Below are 17,984 nucleotides of genomic sequence, written 5' to 3' on the forward strand. Positions count from 1 at the left end.
CAGAAGTGTCAATCCATACCCGCAAACAAGTTGCGTCGGATTGCGCTAGATCGAATCGGAAGTGTTGTTCCCCTCACTAAAATGTGAGATTGCCCGAGAGCAGACACCCAGAGGTCTGCCTGTCTTTCCAAAGCTCCTAGAAGGACCCTCATGAGTGATAACGCGGTGGACCAAGGCAAGCGCACCTGGCTGATTGCCACGAGTTGTGCCGGTGCCGTCGGCGGCGTGGCGACAGCCGTGCCCTTCGTCAGCACGTTCGCGCCTTCGGAGCGCGCCAAGGCGGCCGGCGCCGCGGTCGAGGTCGACATCAGCGCGCTCAAGCCGGGCGAGAAGATGACCGTCGAATGGCGCGGCAAGCCGGTCTGGATCGTCCGTCGCACGCCCGAGCAGGTGGACAACCTGAGCAAGCACGACAACGAGCTGGCCGACCCCCTGTCCGAGCGCAAGGCCTATCCCATCCCCGAGTACGCCAAGAACGAGTGGCGCTCGATCAAGAAGGAATACCTGGTGGTGATCGGCGTGTGCACCCACCTGGGTTGCTCGCCTTCCGACAAGTTCGCCGCCGGCCCGCAGCCCTCGCTGCCGGACGACTGGCCGGGCGGCTTCCTGTGCCCCTGCCACGGCTCGACCTTCGACATGGCGGCCCGCGTCTTCAAGAACAAGCCCGCTCCAGACAACCTGGAAGTGCCTCCCCACATGTATCTCGCCGACACCAAGCTGCTGATCGGCGAGGACAAGAAGGCCTGATCCGGCGCCCCCAACGACAAGACGAAAGGCAACCATCAACATGGCTGAATTCAAAGTCGCGCCGGCGGACGCGCCGCTGGGCGTGAAGCTGATGACTTGGGTGGACAACCGCTTCCCGGCCACCAAGCTGTACAAGGAACATCTGTCCGAGTACTACGCGCCCAAGAACTTCAATTTCTGGTACTTCTTCGGTTCGCTGGCCCTCCTGGTGCTGGTGATCCAGATCGTCACCGGCATCTTCCTGGTGATGCACTACAAGCCCGACGCCTCGCTGAACGCGGCGGGCGTTCCGGTGGCCTTCGCCTCGGTCGAGTACATCATGCGTGATGTGCCCTGGGGCTGGCTGATCCGCTACATGCACTCCACCGGCGCCTCCTCGTTCTTCGTGGTGGTGTATCTGCACATGTTCCGGGGGCTGCTGTACGGCTCCTACCGCAAGCCGCGCGAACTGGTCTGGATCTTCGGCTGCGCGATCTTCCTGGCCCTGATGGCCGAGGCCTTCATGGGCTACCTGCTGCCCTGGGGCCAGATGTCCTTCTGGGGCGCCCAGGTGATCGTGAACCTGTTCTCGGCCATTCCCTTCGTCGGTCCGGATCTGTCGCTGCTGATCCGTGGTGACTACGTGGTGGGCGATGCGACGCTGAACCGCTTCTTCAGCTTCCACGTCATCGCCGTGCCGCTGGTGCTGCTGGGCCTGGTGGTCGCGCACATCATCGCGCTGCACGAGGTGGGTTCGAACAACCCCGACGGTGTCGAGATCAAGGCCAAGAAGGACGAGCAGGGCCGTCCGCTGGACGGCATCCCCTTCCACCCGTACTACACGGTGCACGACATCCTGGGTGTCTCGGGCTTCCTGATGGTCTTCTGCGCCATCATCTTCTTCGGCCCCGAACTGGGCGGCTACTTCCTGGAGTACAACAACTTCATCCCGGCCGACCCGCTGAAGACCCCGCTGCACATCGCGCCGGTCTGGTACTTCACGCCCTTCTACTCGATGCTGCGCGCCACCACCGACGTGATGGTCAACGTGCTGTGCGGCGTGATCGGCCTGGCCGCGGTGGCGGCCTTGCTGAAGGGGCGCTTCTCCGGCGTGGCCAAGGTGGGTGTCATCGTGGCGGCCCTGGTCGCGATCTTTCTGCTCAAGACCTTCGACGCCAAGTTCTGGGGCGTGGTCGTGATGGGCGGTGCTGTGATCATCCTGTTCTTCCTGCCCTGGCTGGATCACAGCCTGGTCAAGTCGATCCGCTACCGTCCGGGCTGGCACAAGGCGCTGTACGGCGTGTTCGTGGTCTTCTTCGTCGTGCTGGGCTATCTGGGCATCCAGCCGCCGTCGGACACCGGCACGCTGATCGCTCAGGTCGGCACTCTGTTCTATTTCGGCTTCTTCCTGCTGATGCCGTGGTGGAGCCAGCTGGGCACCTTCAAGCCGGTGCCCGAGCGCGTGACCTTCCACCCGCACTGAATCTCGGCAGGAGCTACAACATGATGAAGAAACTCATTGCCAGCTGCTTCGCGGCCCTGTGCCTGGTCGGCGGCGCGTCGGCCAACACCGGTGGTGCGCCCTGGGACAAGTTCCCGACCGAGAAGGTGACGGACGTGGCGGCGCTTCAGCATGGCGCCAAGCTGTTCGTCAACTACTGCCTGAACTGCCACGGTGCCTCGTTCATGCGCTACAACCGTCTGCACGACATCGGGCTGACGGATGCGCAGATCAAGGACAACATGCTGTTCACCGGTGGAAAGGTGGGGGACCTGATGAAGGTCGCCATCGATCCGAAGGATGCCAAGGCCTGGTTCGGTGCCAATCCGCCGGACCTCAGCGTGATCGCCCGCTCGCGTGCCGGTGCACAGGGCAGCGGCGCCGACTACCTCTACACCTACCTGCGTGGCTTCTACCGCGACGACACCCGTCCGACCGGCTGGAACAACACCGTGTTCCCCAGCGTGGGCATGCCCCATGTGCTGTGGGAGCTGCAAGGCCAGCAGACGGCCGAGGTGGAAGAGGGCGCCAACGGCGAGCACCATGTCAAGCTGGTGCCGCCGGCCGTTCCGGGGACGATGACGGCCCAGGAATACAATGAGGCCGTGGCCGATCTGGTGGCCTATTTGCAGTGGATGGGCGAGCCCGCCCAGATCCAGCGCAAGCAGCTGGGTGTCTGGGTTCTGCTGTTCCTGGGCGTGTTCATGTTCCTGGCCTGGCGCCTGAACGCGGCCTACTGGAAGGACGTCAAGTAAAATCCTGTCCAGCCGCGAGGCTTGGACTCGCACGCAGCGTGTCGCGAGGCACGCTGCGTTTTTCCGTTTTCGGCGTCTGTCGATTCTGTTTTGCTGTTGAGGGAGCCCACCGCCATGATGGTGCTGTATTCCGGAACCACCTGCCCCTACTCGCACCGCTGCCGCTTCGTGCTGTTCGAGAAGGGCATGGATTTCGAGATTCGCGATGTCGACCTGTTCGCCAAGCCCGAGGACATCGCGCTGATGAACCCCTACAACGAGGTGCCCATCCTCGTTGAGCGCGACCTGATCCTGTACGAGTCGCACATCATCAACGAGTACATCGACGAGCGCTTCCCGCACCCGCAGCTGATGCCCGGGGATCCGGTGGCCCGCGCCCGGGTGCGCCTGTTCCTGTTCAACTTCGAGAAGGAACTGTTCGCCAACGTGAACATCCTCGAAGGGCGGGGCATCAAGGGCACGGACAAGCAACTGGAGAAGGCACGCGCCCAGATCCGCGACCGGCTGACCCAGCTGGCGCCGATCTTCCTGAAGAACAAGTACATGCTGGGCGACGACTTCTCGATGCTCGACGTGGCCATCGCGCCGCTGCTGTGGCGTCTGGACTACTACGGCATCGACCTGTCCAAGAACGCGGCACCGCTGCTGAAGTACGCCGAACGCATCTTCTCGCGCCCGGCCTACATCGAGGCGCTGACCCCGTCCGAAAAGGTCATGCGCAAGTAAGACGACACAGGCCTGTCCCGATGAGCAACGTGCCTCCTTCGCCACCTGCCGACGCCCAGGGCAGTTCCACCCGCCCGTACCTGATCCGTGCCCTGCACGACTGGTGCACGGACAACGGGTTCACGCCCTATCTGGCGGTCTTTGTCGACCGCTCGGTGCAGGTGCCGTTCGAGTACGTCAAGAACAACGAGATCGTGCTCAACGTGGGCTTCGAGGCCACCAGTGGTCTGAAGCTCGGCAACGACTTCATCGAGTTCAAGGCCCGCTTCGGCGGCGTGGCACGCGAGATCCTGGTGCCCGTGGACCATGTGGTGGCCATCTATGCCCGTGAGAACGGGCAGGGCATGGCCTTCCCCATGCCGACGGCAGCTGCGGACGATGCGGCCGAGACGCAGGCCACGCCGCCCGCCGAGCGGGGCGCGGGTCTGCGCTTGGCGGCCGTGGAGGCCGATGCCGTCGCCCCCGCCGCGGAAGCTCCGGAGGGTGAGGAGCCTCCGCCCTCGGCACCGTCGCCGCGTCCCGCGCTCAAGCGCGTCAAGTGATGTGTCCATGGCGGGCAGGCGCCTGCCACTAGAATTGCAGACTTTTCTTGCGCCGGCTTAGCTCAGTTGGTAGAGCAACGGTCTTGTAAACCGTAGGTCGTCCGTTCGATTCGGACAGCCGGCACCACCTTCGGGATCCCCGCGATCCGGACGCCGAGCGGCGCCCCCTCAGCGCTCCGGCGCCTGCACCTTCACCCGCAGCGCCACGCGCCGCCACCCGTCTTCCAGCAGCACCTGCTCGATCAGCGGCAGGCATTGGCGCAACTTGGCCGCCACGGCGCTGTTGGGCACCAGCAGGTTCCAGCCCTCTTCATCCAGCACGCCGCCGCGCACATGGGCGCGCATGGCAGGCGGCAGCACTTGGCGCACGCAGCGCAGCCGGGCCTCGGATTCGCGCAGCCGCTCCAGCAGGTTGCCCAGCATGGCGTTGGCCCCCAAGGCCTCGGACAGGGGCCGGGTGTGGGCTTGCTGCTTGGGCGGGGGCGTCATTCCGTCAGTGTAGCGGCCTCGGTCCGAGGGGTTGTCGTCTCCCGAACTTGCTGTCCGGAGCCTGACACCCCCCGGTGCTAAACTCAAACGCTTTGTTCAGTCCCGTTGACGCCGCATGTTGCCCAAGCTTCTCACCCAGATTTTCGGCAGTCGCAATGACCGTCTGCTCAAGCAGTACCGGCGCGTTGTCGAGCGGATCAACGCGCTGGAACCCACCTTCTCGGCGCTGGACGAGGCGGCCCTGAAGGCCAAGACGGCCGAGTTCAAGGAACGCCTGAGCAAGGGCGAGACCCTGGACGATCTGCTGCCCGAGGCCTTCGCCACGGTGCGCGAGGCTGGCAAGCGGGTCTTCAAGATGCGGCACTTCGACGTGCAGCTGATCGGCGGCATGACCCTGCACGCGGGCAAGGTGGCCGAGATGCGCACGGGCGAGGGCAAGACCCTGATGGCCACGCTGCCGGTGTACCTCAATGCCCTGTCCGGCAAGGGCGTGCACGTGGTGACGGTCAACGACTACCTGGCCAGCCGTGACGCCGAGTGGATGGGTCGGCTCTACAACTACCTGGGCCTGAGCACCGGCATCAACGTGCCGGGCATGGACCGCGAGGCCAAGCAGGCCGCCTATGCCGCGGACATCACCTACGGCACCAACAACGAGTTCGGCTTCGACTACCTGCGCGACAACATGGTCTACGACCCGGCCGACCGGGTGCAGCGTGGGCTGAACTTCGCCATCGTCGACGAGGTGGACTCCATCCTGATCGACGAGGCCCGCACGCCGCTGATCATCTCCGGCCAGGCCGATGACCAGACCGAGCTTTATGTGCGCATCAACGCGATCGCGCCCAAGCTCAAGCAGCAGATCGGCGAGGCCGATCCGCGCACCGGCGAGGGCGTGATCGAACCGGGCGACTACACCCTGGACGAGAAGGGCCGCCAGGTCTACCTGACTGAAGCTGGCCACGAGAACGCGGAGCGCCTGCTGACCGAGGCGGGCCTGCTGGTCGAGGGCGCCAGCCTGTACGACCCGGCCAACATCACGCTGATGCACCACGTGTACGCAGCGCTGCGGGCCCACTACCTCTATCACCGTGACCAGCACTATGTGGTGCAGAACGGCGAGGTGGTGATCGTCGACGAATTCACCGGTCGCCTGATGAGCGGGCGCCGCTGGTCCGACGGTCTGCACCAGGCCGTCGAGGCCAAGGAAGGCGTGCAGATCCAGAGCGAGAACCAGACGCTCGCCTCGATCACCTTCCAGAACTACTTCCGCATGTACGGCAAGCTGGGCGGCATGACCGGCACGGCCGACACCGAGGCCTATGAGTTCCAGGAGATCTACGGCCTGGAGACGGTGGTCATCCCACCGAACAAGCCGGTGATCCGCAAGGACGAGAACGACCTCGTCTACAAGACGGCCAAGGAGAAGTACGACGCGGTGATCGCCGACATCCGGGACTGCCATGAAAAGGGGCAGCCGGTGCTGGTGGGCACGACCTCGATCGAGAACTCCGAACTGCTGGCCCAGCTGCTGACCCGCGCCGGGCTGCCGCACCAGGTGCTCAACGCCAAGCAGCACGCCAAGGAGGCGGAGATCGTCGCCCAGGCGGGTCGCCCCGGCGTGATCACCATCGCCACCAACATGGCCGGTCGCGGCACCGACATCGTGCTGGGCGGCAATGTCGAGAAGCAGGTCCAGTTCCTCGAGGCCGACGAATCCATCCCCGAAGACGAGAAGGCCCGCCGCATCCAGCAGCTCAAGGACGAGTGGGCCGGGCTGAACGCCCAGGTCAAGGCCGCGGGCGGCCTGCGCATCATCGCCACCGAGCGCCACGAGTCCCGCCGGATCGACAACCAGCTGCGCGGTCGCGCCGGTCGCCAGGGCGATCCGGGCGCCTCGCGCTTCTACCTGTCGCTGGACGACCCGCTGATGCGCATCTTCGCGGGCGACCGCGTGCGCGCCATCATGGACCGGCTGAAGATGCCCGAGGGCGAGGCCATCGAGGCTGGCATCGTCAACCGTTCCATCGAATCCGCCCAGCGAAAGGTCGAGGCCCGCAACTTCGACATCCGCAAGCAGCTGCTCGAGTACGACGACGTCAGCAACGACCAGCGCAAGGTCATCTACCAGCAGCGCAACGAGATCCTGGTCGCCGACAGCCTGACCGAGCAGATCACCAACCTGCGTCAGGCGACCATGACCGAGGTCGTGCGCACCTACGTGCCGGCCGACAGCCTGGAAGAGCAGTGGGACCTGCCGGCCCTGGAGAAGACGCTGCGCGAGGAGTGGCAGCTCGAGGTGCCGCTGGTGGCCATGGTCGAGGCCAGCGACAGCGTCACCGACGAGGACGTGCTGAACAAGGTGCTGGAAGCGGCCGACGCCGCCTTCCAGGCCAAGCTGGATCTGGTGGGCGAGCCGCAGTTCAAGCCCTTCATGCGCATGGTGCTGCTGCAGTCCATCGACACCCATTGGCGTGAGCACCTGGCGGCGCTGGACTACCTGCGCCAGGGCATCCACCTGCGCGGCTACGCCCAGAAGAACCCCAAGCAGGAATACAAGCGCGAGGCCTTCGAGCTCTTCGCCCAGCTGCTGGATGTGGTCAAGATGGAAGTGACCCGCGTGCTCATGACGGTGCGCGTGCAGACCCAGGAGCAGGTCAGCCAGGCCGCCGAGGCCCTGGAAGACCAGGCCGAGCGCATCAGCAACGTCAGCTACATCCACCCCACCGAGGACGGTGGTGTCAGCGCCGAGCCGGCCCCGCAGGCCGTCGCGGCGGGCGACGAGGTGCCGCGCGTGGGCCGCAACGACCCCTGCCCCTGCGGCAGCGGCAAAAAGTACAAGTCCTGCCACGGCCGTCTGGCCTGAGGCAGAAGGGGCCTGTGGCCCCGATCCTTCTCCACGGCCCCGCCGCGCCCCTGGTCCGGCGGGGTTCTTCATTCAGGAACGCCCACCGTGTTCAAGAACCTCATCGTCTACCGCATCGGCCCCGAGTGGGTGCCGGACCTGACCGTGGCCGAACAGGCCCTGGCCAAGGAGCCTTTCGTGCCCTGCGCGCCGTCGCAGCCGCTGTCGCTGGGCTGGGTGCCGCCGCGCGGCATCGAGCATGCGCCCTTCGTCGAGTCGATCGGCGGCCAGTGGCTGGTCAAGCTCAAGCTCGAGCAGAAGATGCTGCCTGCCTCGGTGGTCAAGCGCCGCACCGACGAGATCGCGGCCCAGATCGAGCAGAGCACCGGCCGCAAGCCGGGCAAGAAGCAGAGCAAGGAACTGAAGGAACAGGCCACGCACGAGCTGCTGCCCATGGCCTTCACCAAGCAGGCCCATGTGCTGGCCTGGATCGACCCCGAGCGCCGTCTGCTGATGGTGGACGCCGGCAGCACCAAGCGCGCCGAGGCGGTGGTCACCCCGCTGGTCAAGGCTTGGGAAGGTTTTGCGCTGCGCCCGCTGCAGACCCGGCTGTCGCCGGCGGTGGCCATGGCCGCCTGGCTGACCCAGGGCGAGGCGCCGGCGGGCTTCAGCATCGACCGGGAGTGCGAGCTCAAGTCCCAGGACGAGATGAAGTCGGTGGTGCGCTATGCCCGACATGCGCTGGACATCGACGAGGTGCGTGAACACATTGCCCAAGGCAAGGCGCCCACGCGCCTGGCCATGACCTGGGCCGGCCGCGTCGGCTTCACGCTGACCGAGCAGGGCGTGATCCGCAAGCTGGCCTTCGAGGACGTGGTGTTCGAGGGCCGGCAGGGCTCGGCCGACCGACCAGAAGAAGCCTTCGACACCGATGCGGCCATCGCCACCGGCGAGCTGTGCCAGCTGATCCCGGACCTGGTGGAGGCGCTGGATGGCGAGCTGCAGCCGGGCGAGCTGCCCAGCGAGCTGACACCGGCGACCGCGAGCGGGCCTGCCGACCGCGGTGCGGCCCACGCGGCCGATCAGACCTCGCCGGCTGCCGCGCAAGACGAACTCGCGCCGCCCTGGGCCTGAAAGCGGCCGGTCGTTGCCGTGACGGGATGAAACTGGCCCGGGGCCGTGGGATGATCCGGCCCTGAGATGAACCCGTCGCCGTCCGCCGCCACCGAGCCAGCCACGCCGTCCACCTCGCCCCCTGCCTCCCAGCAGGTGGTGAAGATCCGGCGCGACTACAACCTCTGGGTGGTCAGCGAGACCATGGAAGACTACGCGCTGCGCTTCACGCCGCGCGCCTTCCGCAAATGGTCCGACTGGCGGGTGGCCAACACCGCCTTCGGCGCCGCCTCCTTCCTGGTGCTGGAGGCGGTGGGCGCCACGCTGCTGGTGCGCTACGGCTTCGTCAACGCCTTCTGGGCCATCCTGGCCACCGGGCTGATCATCTTCCTGGCCGGCTGGCCGATCAGCGTCTACGCCGCCCGGCATGGCGTGGACATGGACCTGCTGACCCGCGGTGCCGGCTTCGGCTACCTCGGCTCCACGATCACCTCGCTGATCTACGCCAGCTTCACCTTCATCTTCTTCGCCCTCGAGGCGGCGGTGATGGCCTATGCGCTGGACCTGGCCTTCGACATCCCACCGGCCTGGGGCTACCTGGTCTGCGCGCTGGCGGTCATCCCCCTGGTCACCTACGGGGTCACCCACATCAGCCGGCTGCAGGTGTGGACGCAGCCGCTGTGGCTGGCCATGCTGGTGCTGCCCTATGTCTACGTCTTTCGCGAGAACCCGGGCCTGATCGAGGGCCTGATGCACTACCCCGGCGAGAGCGGCCAGTTCGGCGCCTTCCACCTGCAGGCCTTCGGTGCCGCGATGACCGTGGGCGTGGCCCTCATCACCCAGATGGGCGAGCAGGTGGACTACCTGCGCTTCATGCCCGAATGCCGACCCGGCCACCGCCTGCGCTGGTGGACGGCGGTGCTGGTGGGCGGGCCGGGCTGGGTGCTGCCGGGGGTGCTGAAGATGCTGGGCGGCGCGCTGCTGGCCTATCTCGCCATCGGCCACATGGTGCCGGTGGAGCGGGCGGTGGACCCCAGCCAGATGTACCTGGCGGCCTACGAGTTCGTCTTTCCGCACTACGGCGTGGCGGTGGCGGCCACGGCGCTGTTCGTCATCGTCTCGCAGCTCAAGATCAACGTCACCAACGCCTATGCCGGCTCGCTGGCCTGGTCCAACTTCTTCTCCCGCGTCACGCACAGCCACCCGGGTCGGGTGGTCTGGATGGTGTTCAACATCCTGATCGCGCTGATGCTGATGGAGCTGGACGTGTTCCAGGCCCTGGGGGGTGTGCTGGGCCTGTTCTCCAACATCGCCATCAGCTGGATCATGGCCGTCGTGGCCGATCTGGTCATCAACAAGCCGCTGGGCTGGAGCCCCCAGGGCATCGAGTTCCGCCGGGCCTACCTGCATGACGTCAACCCGGTGGGCGTGGGCGCGATGGCGCTGGCCTCGGCCCTGTCCATCGCGGCCCATCTGGGCGCCTTCGGGCCGACGGCGCAGGCCTTCTCGGCCCTGATCGCACTGGTCACGGCGATGGTCACCGCGCCGCTGATCGCCTGGGCCACCCAGGGGCGCTACTACCTGGCCCGCCAACCCGAGCCGGTGCCACCTGCCGCGCCCGGCCTGGCCGATGGCGAGGGCAGCTACCGCCGCCTGCAGCGCTGCGTGGTCTGCGAGCGCGATTACGAGACCGAGGACATGGCGCGCTGCCCGGCCTACGGCGGCTTCATCTGTTCGCTGTGCTGCACGCTGGAGGCCCGCTGCGCCGACCGCTGCAAGCCCCAGCCCCGGCTGGTGGACCAGGTCTGGGCGGCCTGGCGGCGGCTGCTGCAGCGCGCGCTGCCACAGCGCCTGGCGCCCCAGGTGGACACGGGCCTGGGCCAGTACCTGCTGCTGATGGGCGTCATCGTGCCGGCGCTGGGGGGGCTGTTCGGCCTGCTGTACCACCAGGAGATGAAGGTGCTGGCCGAGCGCGGGGCGCAGTTCGTGCCGCTGCTGGCGCCCTCGCTGCGCGCGGGCTTCATCAAGGCCTACGCCGCCCTGCTGCTGGTGGCGGGCGTGGTGGCCTGGTGGCTGGTGCTGGCCCACAAGAGCCGGCAGGTGGCGCAGGAGGAGACCTCCCGCCAGACCGAGGCCCTGATGCGCGAGATCGACTCGCACCGCCAGACCGACCTGGCCCTGCAGGCCGCCAAGCGCGCCGCCGACACCGCCAACCAGGCCAAGACGCGCTACATCACGGCCATCAGCCACGAGCTGCGCACGCCGCTCAACAGCATCCTGGGCTATGCCCAGCTGCTGGAAGAGGATGCGGCCATGCCGGCCCACCGGCGCCATGCGGTGTCCGTCATCCGCCGCGGGGGCGACCACCTGCTGGGCCTGATCGAGGGCACGCTGGACCTGGCCCGCATCGAGGGCGGCAAACTCACGCTGGAGCGCAAGCCCATGCGCTTTCGGGACTGCATGGGCGAGATCGCCGGCCTGTTCGAACTGCAGGCCGCGGCCAAGGGCATCCGCTTCCGGGCCGAGCTGGCGGCCGACCTGCCGGAGGTGGTGCGGGCCGACGAGCGGCGGCTGCGCCAGATCCTGATCAACCTGCTGGGCAATGCGGTGAAGTTCACCGCCCAGGGCGAGGTGGTGTTCCGGGTCCATTACGCGCGGGAGATGGCGCGCATCGAGATCAGCGACACCGGGCCCGGCATGACGCCCGAGGAGCTCGAGCGCGTCTTCGAGCCCTTTGCCCGCGGTTCCTCGGCTGGCACGGCGGCCACCGGCGGTACCGGCCTGGGCCTGACCATCAGCAAGATGCTGACCGACCTGATGGGCGGCGAGATGACGGTGCGCAGCACACCGGGGCAGGGCAGCACCTTCGGCCTGCGCCTCTTTCTGCCGGCGCTGCCGGCCGACACGCCCAGCGCGGCGCCGCCGCAGCGCCTGGCCCGCGGTGGCTACGCCGGGCCGCGTCGCACCATCCTGGTGGTGGACAACGAGGAGGCCGACCGCGTGCTGCTGGCCGACCTGCTGCAGCCGCTGGGCTTCCAGATCGTGCAGGCGGCCTCCGGCGAGGAGTGCCTGCAGCGCCTGCAGACGCTGCAGCCCGACGTGATCTTCCTGGACCTGGCCATGCCCGGCATCGACGGCTGGGAGACGCTGCGCCGCATCCGGGCTCAGGGCCTGAGCCAGGCGGCGGTGGCCATCATCTCGGCCAACGCCTTCGACAAGGGGCTGGACAACGACCTGGGCCTGCCGGCCAGCGATTTCCTGGTCAAGCCGGTGCGCCTGGCCGAGCTGCTGGACTGGTTGGGCCAGCACCTGGGACTGACCTGGCTGCCCGGCGAAGGGGCGGTGGCCGAGGCCCGTGAGGCCGCGCAGGCGGCACAGCACCTGCCCCCGCCCGCTGCGCTGGCGGCCTTGCGCGAGGTGGTGGCGCTGGGCTACCCGCGCGGCGTGCAACGCCAGCTCGAGGCCATCGCCCACGGCCACCCGGAGGCGGCGGCCTTCACCGAGCGGGCGCGCACCATGGCCCGCAACTTCCAGCTCGACGCCCTGCACGACTGGTTGAACCGACTGCTCGATGAACCCCGATCTGATCGCTGATGCCCGCGACGGCGGCCTGGTGCTGATCGTCGACGACGTGCCCGACAACCTGGCCGTGCTGCACGACGCGCTGGACGAATCCGGCTACACGGTGCTGGTGGCCACGCATGGCGAGGCGGCGCTGCAGCGCGCGGCCCAGGCCCGGCCCGATGTCATCCTGCTGGATGCGGTGATGCCGGGGCTCGACGGCTTCGAGGTGGCCCGCCGACTCAAGGCCGATCCGGTCACGGCCGGCATCCCGATCATCTTCATGACCGGCCTGACCGAGACCGACGCCGTGGTGGAGGCCTTCGCCGCCGGCGGGGCCGACTACGTGACCAAGCCCCTGCGTCCGCGCGAGGTGCTGGCCCGCCTGGCCACCCATCTGCGCAGCGCACGCGACCAGCGCCAGGCCCGCAACGCGCTGGATGCTTTCGGTCATGCCACGCTGGTGGTGCGCGAGCGCGACGGGCGCCGGCTCTGGCAGACGGCGCTGGCGCGGCGGCTGATGGCCGAGGTCTTCCCGGAGATCCCCGAACTGCTGCTGCCGGCCGAGGTCTCGGCCTGGCTGGCCCGCGAGGGCGCCCAGCGTCGCGCCGGCGTCGAGGCCACATCGCTGCAGATCACCCGCGGCGGCCGGCGCCTGGCTTTCGACCTGCACCCGATGCCGGGGGACCAGGGCAGCGAGGGCGAATGGCTGCTGGTGCTGCGCGAAACCTCGGAGGCCGCACTGACCCAGGCCCTGATGCAGGCCCTGCCGCTGACCGCCCGGGAAGCCGAGGTGCTGCACTGGGTCATCCAGGGCAAGACCAACCGCGACATCGGCGAGATCCTGGGCACCAGCCCGCGCACGGTGCACAAGCACCTGGAGCACGTGTTCGAGAAGCTGGGAGTGGAGACGCGCACCGCCGCCGCGGCCCTGGCTCTGGGCAAGCTCCGGCGGGGCGGCGAAGGCGCCTGAAGGCGCTTCACCCGACCGTTCAGGCGAAGCGGCGTGCCTCGGTGGGCAAAGGCGTCACCATGCGCCGCTGGCGGGCTTCCAGCACCCGCTGCACCAGCTTGCAGACCAGGCGGGCCTGGTTTTCGTCGATCTCGGCGCCATCGACCACCGACTTGCGAAAGCGCAGCCGGCAGACCTGGCCACTGGTCGTGACGAAGCCCAGCACCAGGGTGCGGGCCATCAGCCCGTAGCCGGCGGCGAACAGCAGGCCCAGCAGGGCCACGCCCACGCCCAGCAGCTGGTTGGACGGCTCCACCATCAGCGGGGCCGCCACCAGACCGAACAGCAGGGCGATGGCCAGCACCATGCCCCAGGGTCGCTCATGACCGTAGTAGCTCGATGCGATGTTCTCCAGAGGCACCAGGGTGCCCCACTGGCCCCAGAGCGAGGACCGGCTCAGCTCCAGCCGCTCGATGCCGATGGCCAGGCGCACGGTGGGGGCCAGACGGTGCCGGAAGAGCCAGCGAGAGAGCAGGCCGCTCCGTCGCCCGACGATGTGCACGTAATGACCTTCGTCATCGACGGGGCGCTGACCGCAGCGCCATGACTTGATGACATACACCCTCACGACGTCCCCTTCTTGGACCCGCTTCCGCCACAGGCTGGCTGCCCAGCGGCCGGGTCTGCGACGCATTGTGGCAGAGGCCGCTCGGCCCTGGCGCCGGAGGCCGCGCCCGTCCTGCAGCGGGTCGCGCCGAACGTGAGCGAGGCTCAATAAGTCCCGGGCTTGGGTAAAGAAGGTCCCGGGGCGGTAAAGGTGATCGGAATGCGAGAACGTCACTTCGACAATCAGTCAATTGCCTTGGCTGACGAATGGCTTGCTGCATGCTGTCTCTTTCCTTCCTTGCCCGAAAACCCCTGCTCCATCGACCTCGACGCATTGCCTTGCTGGGGATGTTCCGTTCAGGCACCAACTACACGCGCACCCTGCTGGAGGCCCACTACGACGTGGAGGTGGCGTACAACCTGCTGGGCTGGAAGCACGGCCTGTTGCCCACGTTTGCGCCGAGAAGCGGCATGAACCTGCCGGATGCGCCGCCCCTGGTGGTGGTCAAGCATCCCTTGGCCTTCCTGCGTTCCGTCTACCGCTATCACGCCGAGATCGGCTGCGACATGCACACCCAGGCCGGCAGCTGGCCGGACTTCCTGCGCAGCCGCATGGTCTACGCCTCGGATCACCTGGCCTGCGCGCCCCAGTACCGGTTCAGCAACCCGGTCCAGATGTGGAATGCTGTCATCTGGAACCATGTGCACTATGCGCAGGGGATCGGAGGGATGGTCCTGCGCTACGAGGATCTGCTGGCGGCGCCGGAGGCGCATTGCGCGCGGGTGGCGCAGCACTACCGCTTGAAGAGGCGCCCGGGGGCAAATACCTTCACCGTGCCCGAGCTGCAGACCAACCGCATGGGGGACCGGCGGCGGCGGCGCGAGCGCTACGTCACCGACCAGCCCTTCACCAAGCGGTCCTTCTACCAGGACGGGGGGTATCTGGCGGACTATTCGCCGGAAGATCTGGCCCATGTGATCGACGAGCTGGCCCCAGACCTTCTGCAGGCCTTGGGTTACGGGCTGCCGGACAGGCCCCCGCTGCGGCGGCCTGCCTGTCTGCCGGGGAGCGCCGGCTGACGACTACGCATCTTGGCGTATTGGTGCGCATGGGCACCGCTCCTAACCTTGCGTCAGCCCGTCAGACACGGGACAACGCCTCGGCAAGAGGCTCGACAACCCCTCGGTTTGGAGCACCCACCCATGAAGATTTCCCGCCGTTCCGTCACCGCCCTGGCCGCCGCGGCCTGCGCGCTCGGCTTCTCCTCGCTGGCCCAGGCGGCCGACACCATCAAGGTCGGCATCCTGCACTCGCTGTCGGGCACGATGGCGATCTCCGAGACCGTGCTGAAGGACGTGGCCTTGATGACGATCGACGAGATCAACGCCAAGGGCGGCGTGCTGGGCAAGAAGCTCGAGCCGGTGGTCGTGGACCCGGCCTCCAACTGGCCGCTGTTCGCCGAGAAGGCCAAGCAGCTGATCGACCAGGACAAGGTGGCCGTCACCTTCGGCTGCTGGACCTCGGTGTCGCGCAAGTCGGTGCTGCCGGTCTTCGAAGAAAAGAACTCGCTGCTGTTCTATCCGGTGCAGTACGAGGGTGAAGAGCTGAGCAAGAACGTGTTCTACACCGGCGCCGCGCCCAACCAGCAGGCCATCCCCGCGGTGGAATACCTGACGAGCAAGGACGGCGGTTCGGCCAAGCGCTTCGTGCTGCTGGGCACCGACTACGTGTACCCCCGCACCACCAACAAGATCCTGCGCGCCTTCCTGCACAGCAAGGGTGTGGCCGACGCCGACATCATGGAGGAGTACACCCCCTTCGGTCACTCCGACTACCAGTCCATCATCGCCAAGATCAAGAAGTTCGCCTCCGAGGGCAAGAAGACCGCCGTGGTCTCGACCATCAACGGCGACTCCAACGTGCCCTTCTACAAGGAACTGGGCAACCAGGGCCTGAAGGCGACCGACGTGCCGGTGGTGGCCTTCTCGGTGGGTGAGGAAGAGCTGCGCGGCGTGGACACCAAGCCGCTGGTGGGCCACCTGGCCGCCTGGAACTACTTCATGTCCATCAAGAACCCGACCAACGCTGCCTTCATCAAGCAGTGGTCCGAGTACGCCAAGGCCAAGAAGATCCCCGGCCAGATGGACAAGCCGCTGACCAATGACCCGATGGAAGCCACCTACATCGGCATCCACATGTGGGCCCAGGCCGTCGAGAAGGCCAAGTCCACCGACACCGACAAGGTGATCGCGGCGATGGCCGGCCAGACCTTCAAGGGCCCGGACGGCTTCACCATCGAGATGGACAAGAAGAACCACCACCTGCACAAGCCGGTGTTCATCGGCGAAGTGAAGGCCGATGGCCAGTTCAACGTGGTGTGGAAGACCCCGGGCCCGATCAAGGCCCAGCCCTGGAGCCCCTACATCCCCGAGAACAAGGGCAAGAAGGACGAGCCCGAGAAGAAGTAAGCAGCGCCGGGCCCGTCCCGCCTTGGCAGGACGGCCCTTTCGCTGACACGGGCCGGCCGGTGACGGACCGGCCCGTGCTCTTCTGGTTCCCAGCCCCCGAGGAAGTTCTTCCATGCGCTTGTGCAGAACGCTGCTGCTGGCGGGCCTGACCGCCCTGGCCGCCGCGGCCCACGCCCTCACGCCCGAGCAGGCGCGGGCCATCGCCAGCGGCGAGACCGACGACCGCATCACCGCCCTGGACCAGGCCGTGGCCCGCGGTGACACCGGCCTGCCGATCCTGGTCAATGCCCTGCTGGACGATGCCGTCAAGCTCACCCCCAAGCAGGTGCTGATCGTCCAGGGCGAATCGGTGCTGGACGCCGCCACCGGCGCACCCGTGACCTTGCCGGAAGACGCCGAGGACGTGGTCAACAACAACCGCATGCGCGGTGCGCTGCAGGCGGCCCAGGCCGCAGCCCAACTGCTCTCGCCCGATCTGGCGGTGCGCCGGGAGGCTGTCGCGGCCCTGGGCAAGCAGACGCTGGAGATGACCCAGCTGCCCCTGATCGACAAGGCGTTGTCGGCCGAGAAGGACCCCGAGCTGCAGGAGGTGCTGGGCCGCATGAAGGCGTCCATCCTGGTGGCCGCACCGGACAAGGCCCAGCGGCTGGAGGCCGTGCGCTTGCTGGGGGCCAGCGGGCGTACCCAGGTCAAGAGCCTCCTGCAGGAACGCCTGGCGCCCGGCGCCGAGACCGATCCCGAGGTGCGCGGCGCGCTGCTGGCCTCGCTGGACAAGGTGTCGGCCCGGCTCGCCTGGGGCGAGCGCCTGGGCGTGCTGTTCACCGGCCTGAGCCTGGGCAGCATCCTGCTGCTGGTGGCCCTGGGCCTGGCCATCACCTACGGCCTGATGGGCGTGATCAACATGGCCCACGGCGAACTGATGATGATCGGCGCCTACGCCACCTATGTGGTGCAGAACCTCTTCAAGGCCTACGCGCCGGGTGCGGTGGACTACTACCTCTGGCTGGCGGTGCCGGCCGCCTTCCTGGCCGCGGCCGCCGTGGGCGCGGTGCTGGAGCGCCTGGTCATCCGCTGGCTCTATGGCCGCCCGCTGGAGACGCTGCTGGCCACCTGGGGCATCTCGCTGGTGCTGATGCAGGGCGTGCGCAGCCTCTTCGGGGCGCAGAACGTGCCGGTGGAGAACCCGGCCTGGCTGTCCGGCGGCATCGACGTCATGAGCAACCTGACGCTGCCCTACAACCGCATCGCCATCATCGCCTTCGCCTTCCTGGTGCTGGGTGGCGTGGCGCTGCTGATCGCCAAGACCCGGCTGGGCCTGTTCGTGCGTGGCGTGACGCAGAACCGCCGCATGGCGGCCTGCATGGGCGTCAACACGGCCCGCATCGACACCTATGCCTTCAGCCTGGGTGCAGGCATTGCCGGCCTGGCCGGCTGCGCGCTCAGCCAGGTCGGCAATGTCGGCCCCGATCTGGGCCAGGGCTACATCGTGGACTCGTTCATGGTGGTGGTGCTGGGCGGGGTCGGGCAGCTGGCCGGCACCGTCTACGCCGCCCTGGGCCTGGGTGTGCTGAACAAGTTCCTGGAGGGCTGGGCCGGTGCCGTGCTCGCCAAGATCATGGTGCTGGTCGTCATCGTCGTCTTCATCCAGAAGCGGCCCCAGGGGCTGTTCGCGATGAAGGGCCGCAGTGCAGAGGCTTGA

The 17,984-nt window shown here is 67.5% G+C and carries 14 protein-coding genes and 1 tRNA gene; 13 read left to right on the forward strand and 2 right to left on the reverse strand.

Features of this window, described 5'->3' with window-relative positions:
* Positions 1 to 150 precede the first annotated feature (150 nt).
* From petA to LRM40_RS04950, 6 genes are all read left to right on the forward strand, one after another.
* A complete protein-coding gene (petA, locus tag LRM40_RS04925) occupies positions 151 to 747 on the forward strand; it encodes a ubiquinol-cytochrome c reductase iron-sulfur subunit (protein WP_026096685.1) in 597 nt (198 codons plus the stop codon).
* 40 nt (positions 748 to 787) lie between these two features.
* Positions 788 to 2,209: a cytochrome b gene (locus LRM40_RS04930; RefSeq protein WP_151122139.1), complete on the forward strand. Its 1,422-nt coding sequence runs from the start codon at positions 788 to 790 to the stop codon at positions 2,207 to 2,209.
* Between the two features lie 23 nt (positions 2,210 to 2,232).
* Positions 2,233 to 2,982: a cytochrome c1 gene (locus LRM40_RS04935; RefSeq protein ID WP_151122203.1), complete on the forward strand. Its 750-nt coding sequence runs from the start codon at positions 2,233 to 2,235 to the stop codon at positions 2,980 to 2,982.
* Between the two features lie 114 nt (positions 2,983 to 3,096).
* The gene (locus LRM40_RS04940) at positions 3,097 to 3,708 is read left to right on the forward strand and encodes a glutathione S-transferase N-terminal domain-containing protein (protein ID WP_022981032.1); all 612 of its coding nucleotides are present in this window, start codon (positions 3,097 to 3,099) and stop codon (positions 3,706 to 3,708) included.
* 20 nt (positions 3,709 to 3,728) lie between these two features.
* Positions 3,729 to 4,250 (forward strand): ClpXP protease specificity-enhancing factor, encoded by a 522-nt coding sequence (locus LRM40_RS04945; RefSeq protein ID WP_151122138.1) that lies wholly within the window; start codon positions 3,729 to 3,731, stop codon positions 4,248 to 4,250.
* A gap of 51 nt (positions 4,251 to 4,301) precedes the next feature.
* A tRNA-Thr gene (locus tag LRM40_RS04950) sits at positions 4,302 to 4,377 on the forward strand.
* A 41-nt stretch (positions 4,378 to 4,418) separates the two neighbouring features.
* Here LRM40_RS04950 and LRM40_RS04955 read toward each other — a convergent pair.
* Complete coding sequence (locus LRM40_RS04955; protein WP_151122137.1) at positions 4,419 to 4,739, reverse strand: hypothetical protein; 321 nt, start codon at positions 4,737 to 4,739, stop codon at positions 4,419 to 4,421.
* A gap of 115 nt (positions 4,740 to 4,854) precedes the next feature.
* Here LRM40_RS04955 and secA point away from each other — a divergent pair, with 115 nt between their 5' ends.
* The 4 genes from secA (at position 4,855) to LRM40_RS04975 (ending at position 13,231) form a co-directional block, all read left to right on the forward strand.
* Positions 4,855 to 7,605 carry a preprotein translocase subunit SecA gene (secA, locus tag LRM40_RS04960; protein WP_151122136.1) on the forward strand — a complete coding sequence of 917 codons (2,751 nt, stop codon included), beginning with the start codon at positions 4,855 to 4,857 and terminating at the stop codon, positions 7,603 to 7,605.
* A gap of 87 nt (positions 7,606 to 7,692) precedes the next feature.
* Positions 7,693 to 8,718 (forward strand): recombination-associated protein RdgC, encoded by a 1,026-nt coding sequence (locus tag LRM40_RS04965; protein ID WP_151122135.1) that lies wholly within the window; start codon positions 7,693 to 7,695, stop codon positions 8,716 to 8,718.
* Positions 8,719 to 8,784: 66 nt separating this feature from the next.
* A complete protein-coding gene (locus LRM40_RS04970) occupies positions 8,785 to 12,291 on the forward strand; it encodes a hybrid sensor histidine kinase/response regulator (RefSeq protein WP_151122134.1) in 3,507 nt (1,168 codons plus the stop codon).
* Positions 12,269 to 13,231, forward strand: a complete 963-nt coding sequence (locus tag LRM40_RS04975; protein ID WP_151122133.1) for a response regulator transcription factor — start codon at positions 12,269 to 12,271, stop codon at positions 13,229 to 13,231. Before LRM40_RS04970 ends, LRM40_RS04975 begins: the two co-directional genes overlap by 23 nt.
* Positions 13,232 to 13,250: 19 nt before the next feature.
* Here LRM40_RS04975 and LRM40_RS04980 read toward each other — a convergent pair whose 3' ends face one another.
* A complete protein-coding gene (locus tag LRM40_RS04980; RefSeq protein WP_151122132.1) occupies positions 13,251 to 13,838 on the reverse strand; it encodes a hypothetical protein in 588 nt (195 codons plus the stop codon).
* Positions 13,839 to 14,164: 326 nt separating this feature from the next.
* Here LRM40_RS04980 and LRM40_RS04985 point away from each other — a divergent pair, with 326 nt between their 5' ends.
* The 3 genes from LRM40_RS04985 (at position 14,165) to urtB (ending at position 17,984) form a co-directional block, all read left to right on the forward strand.
* Positions 14,165 to 14,896, forward strand: a complete 732-nt coding sequence (locus LRM40_RS04985) for a hypothetical protein (protein WP_231067729.1) — start codon at positions 14,165 to 14,167, stop codon at positions 14,894 to 14,896.
* A 123-nt stretch (positions 14,897 to 15,019) separates the two neighbouring features.
* Positions 15,020 to 16,285: an urea ABC transporter substrate-binding protein gene (urtA, locus tag LRM40_RS04990; protein WP_211372910.1), complete on the forward strand. Its 1,266-nt coding sequence runs from the start codon at positions 15,020 to 15,022 to the stop codon at positions 16,283 to 16,285.
* 112 nt (positions 16,286 to 16,397) lie between these two features.
* Positions 16,398 to 17,984, forward strand: a complete 1,587-nt coding sequence (gene urtB, locus LRM40_RS04995) for an urea ABC transporter permease subunit UrtB (RefSeq protein WP_151122130.1) — start codon at positions 16,398 to 16,400, stop codon at positions 17,982 to 17,984.

This window comes from Ideonella dechloratans (assembly GCF_021049305.1).
In the GTDB taxonomy this organism is placed as follows: Bacteria; Pseudomonadota; Gammaproteobacteria; order Burkholderiales; family Burkholderiaceae_C; genus Ideonella; species Ideonella dechloratans.

Bases quoted from the DNA above. Each gene is read 5' to 3' on its own strand.
- petA (WP_026096685.1), top strand. From the start codon at position 151: ATGAGTGATAACGCGGTGGACCAAGGCAAGCGCACCTGGCTGATTGCC.
- LRM40_RS04930 (WP_151122139.1), top strand. From the start codon at position 788: ATGGCTGAATTCAAAGTCGCGCCGGCGGACGCGCCGCTGGGCGTGAAG.
- LRM40_RS04935 (WP_151122203.1), top strand. From the start codon at position 2,233: ATGAAGAAACTCATTGCCAGCTGCTTCGCGGCCCTGTGCCTGGTCGGC.
- LRM40_RS04940 (WP_022981032.1), top strand. From the start codon at position 3,097: ATGATGGTGCTGTATTCCGGAACCACCTGCCCCTACTCGCACCGCTGC.
- LRM40_RS04945 (WP_151122138.1), top strand. From the start codon at position 3,729: ATGAGCAACGTGCCTCCTTCGCCACCTGCCGACGCCCAGGGCAGTTCC.
- LRM40_RS04955 (WP_151122137.1), bottom strand. From the start codon at position 4,739: ATGACGCCCCCGCCCAAGCAGCAAGCCCACACCCGGCCCCTGTCCGAG.
- secA (WP_151122136.1), top strand. From the start codon at position 4,855: ATGTTGCCCAAGCTTCTCACCCAGATTTTCGGCAGTCGCAATGACCGT.
- LRM40_RS04970 (WP_151122134.1), top strand. From the start codon at position 8,785: ATGAACCCGTCGCCGTCCGCCGCCACCGAGCCAGCCACGCCGTCCACC.
- LRM40_RS04975 (WP_151122133.1), top strand. From the start codon at position 12,269: ATGAACCCCGATCTGATCGCTGATGCCCGCGACGGCGGCCTGGTGCTG.
- LRM40_RS04985 (WP_231067729.1), top strand. From the start codon at position 14,165: ATGTTCCGTTCAGGCACCAACTACACGCGCACCCTGCTGGAGGCCCAC.
- urtA (WP_211372910.1), top strand. From the start codon at position 15,020: ATGAAGATTTCCCGCCGTTCCGTCACCGCCCTGGCCGCCGCGGCCTGC.
- urtB (WP_151122130.1), top strand. From the start codon at position 16,398: ATGCGCTTGTGCAGAACGCTGCTGCTGGCGGGCCTGACCGCCCTGGCC.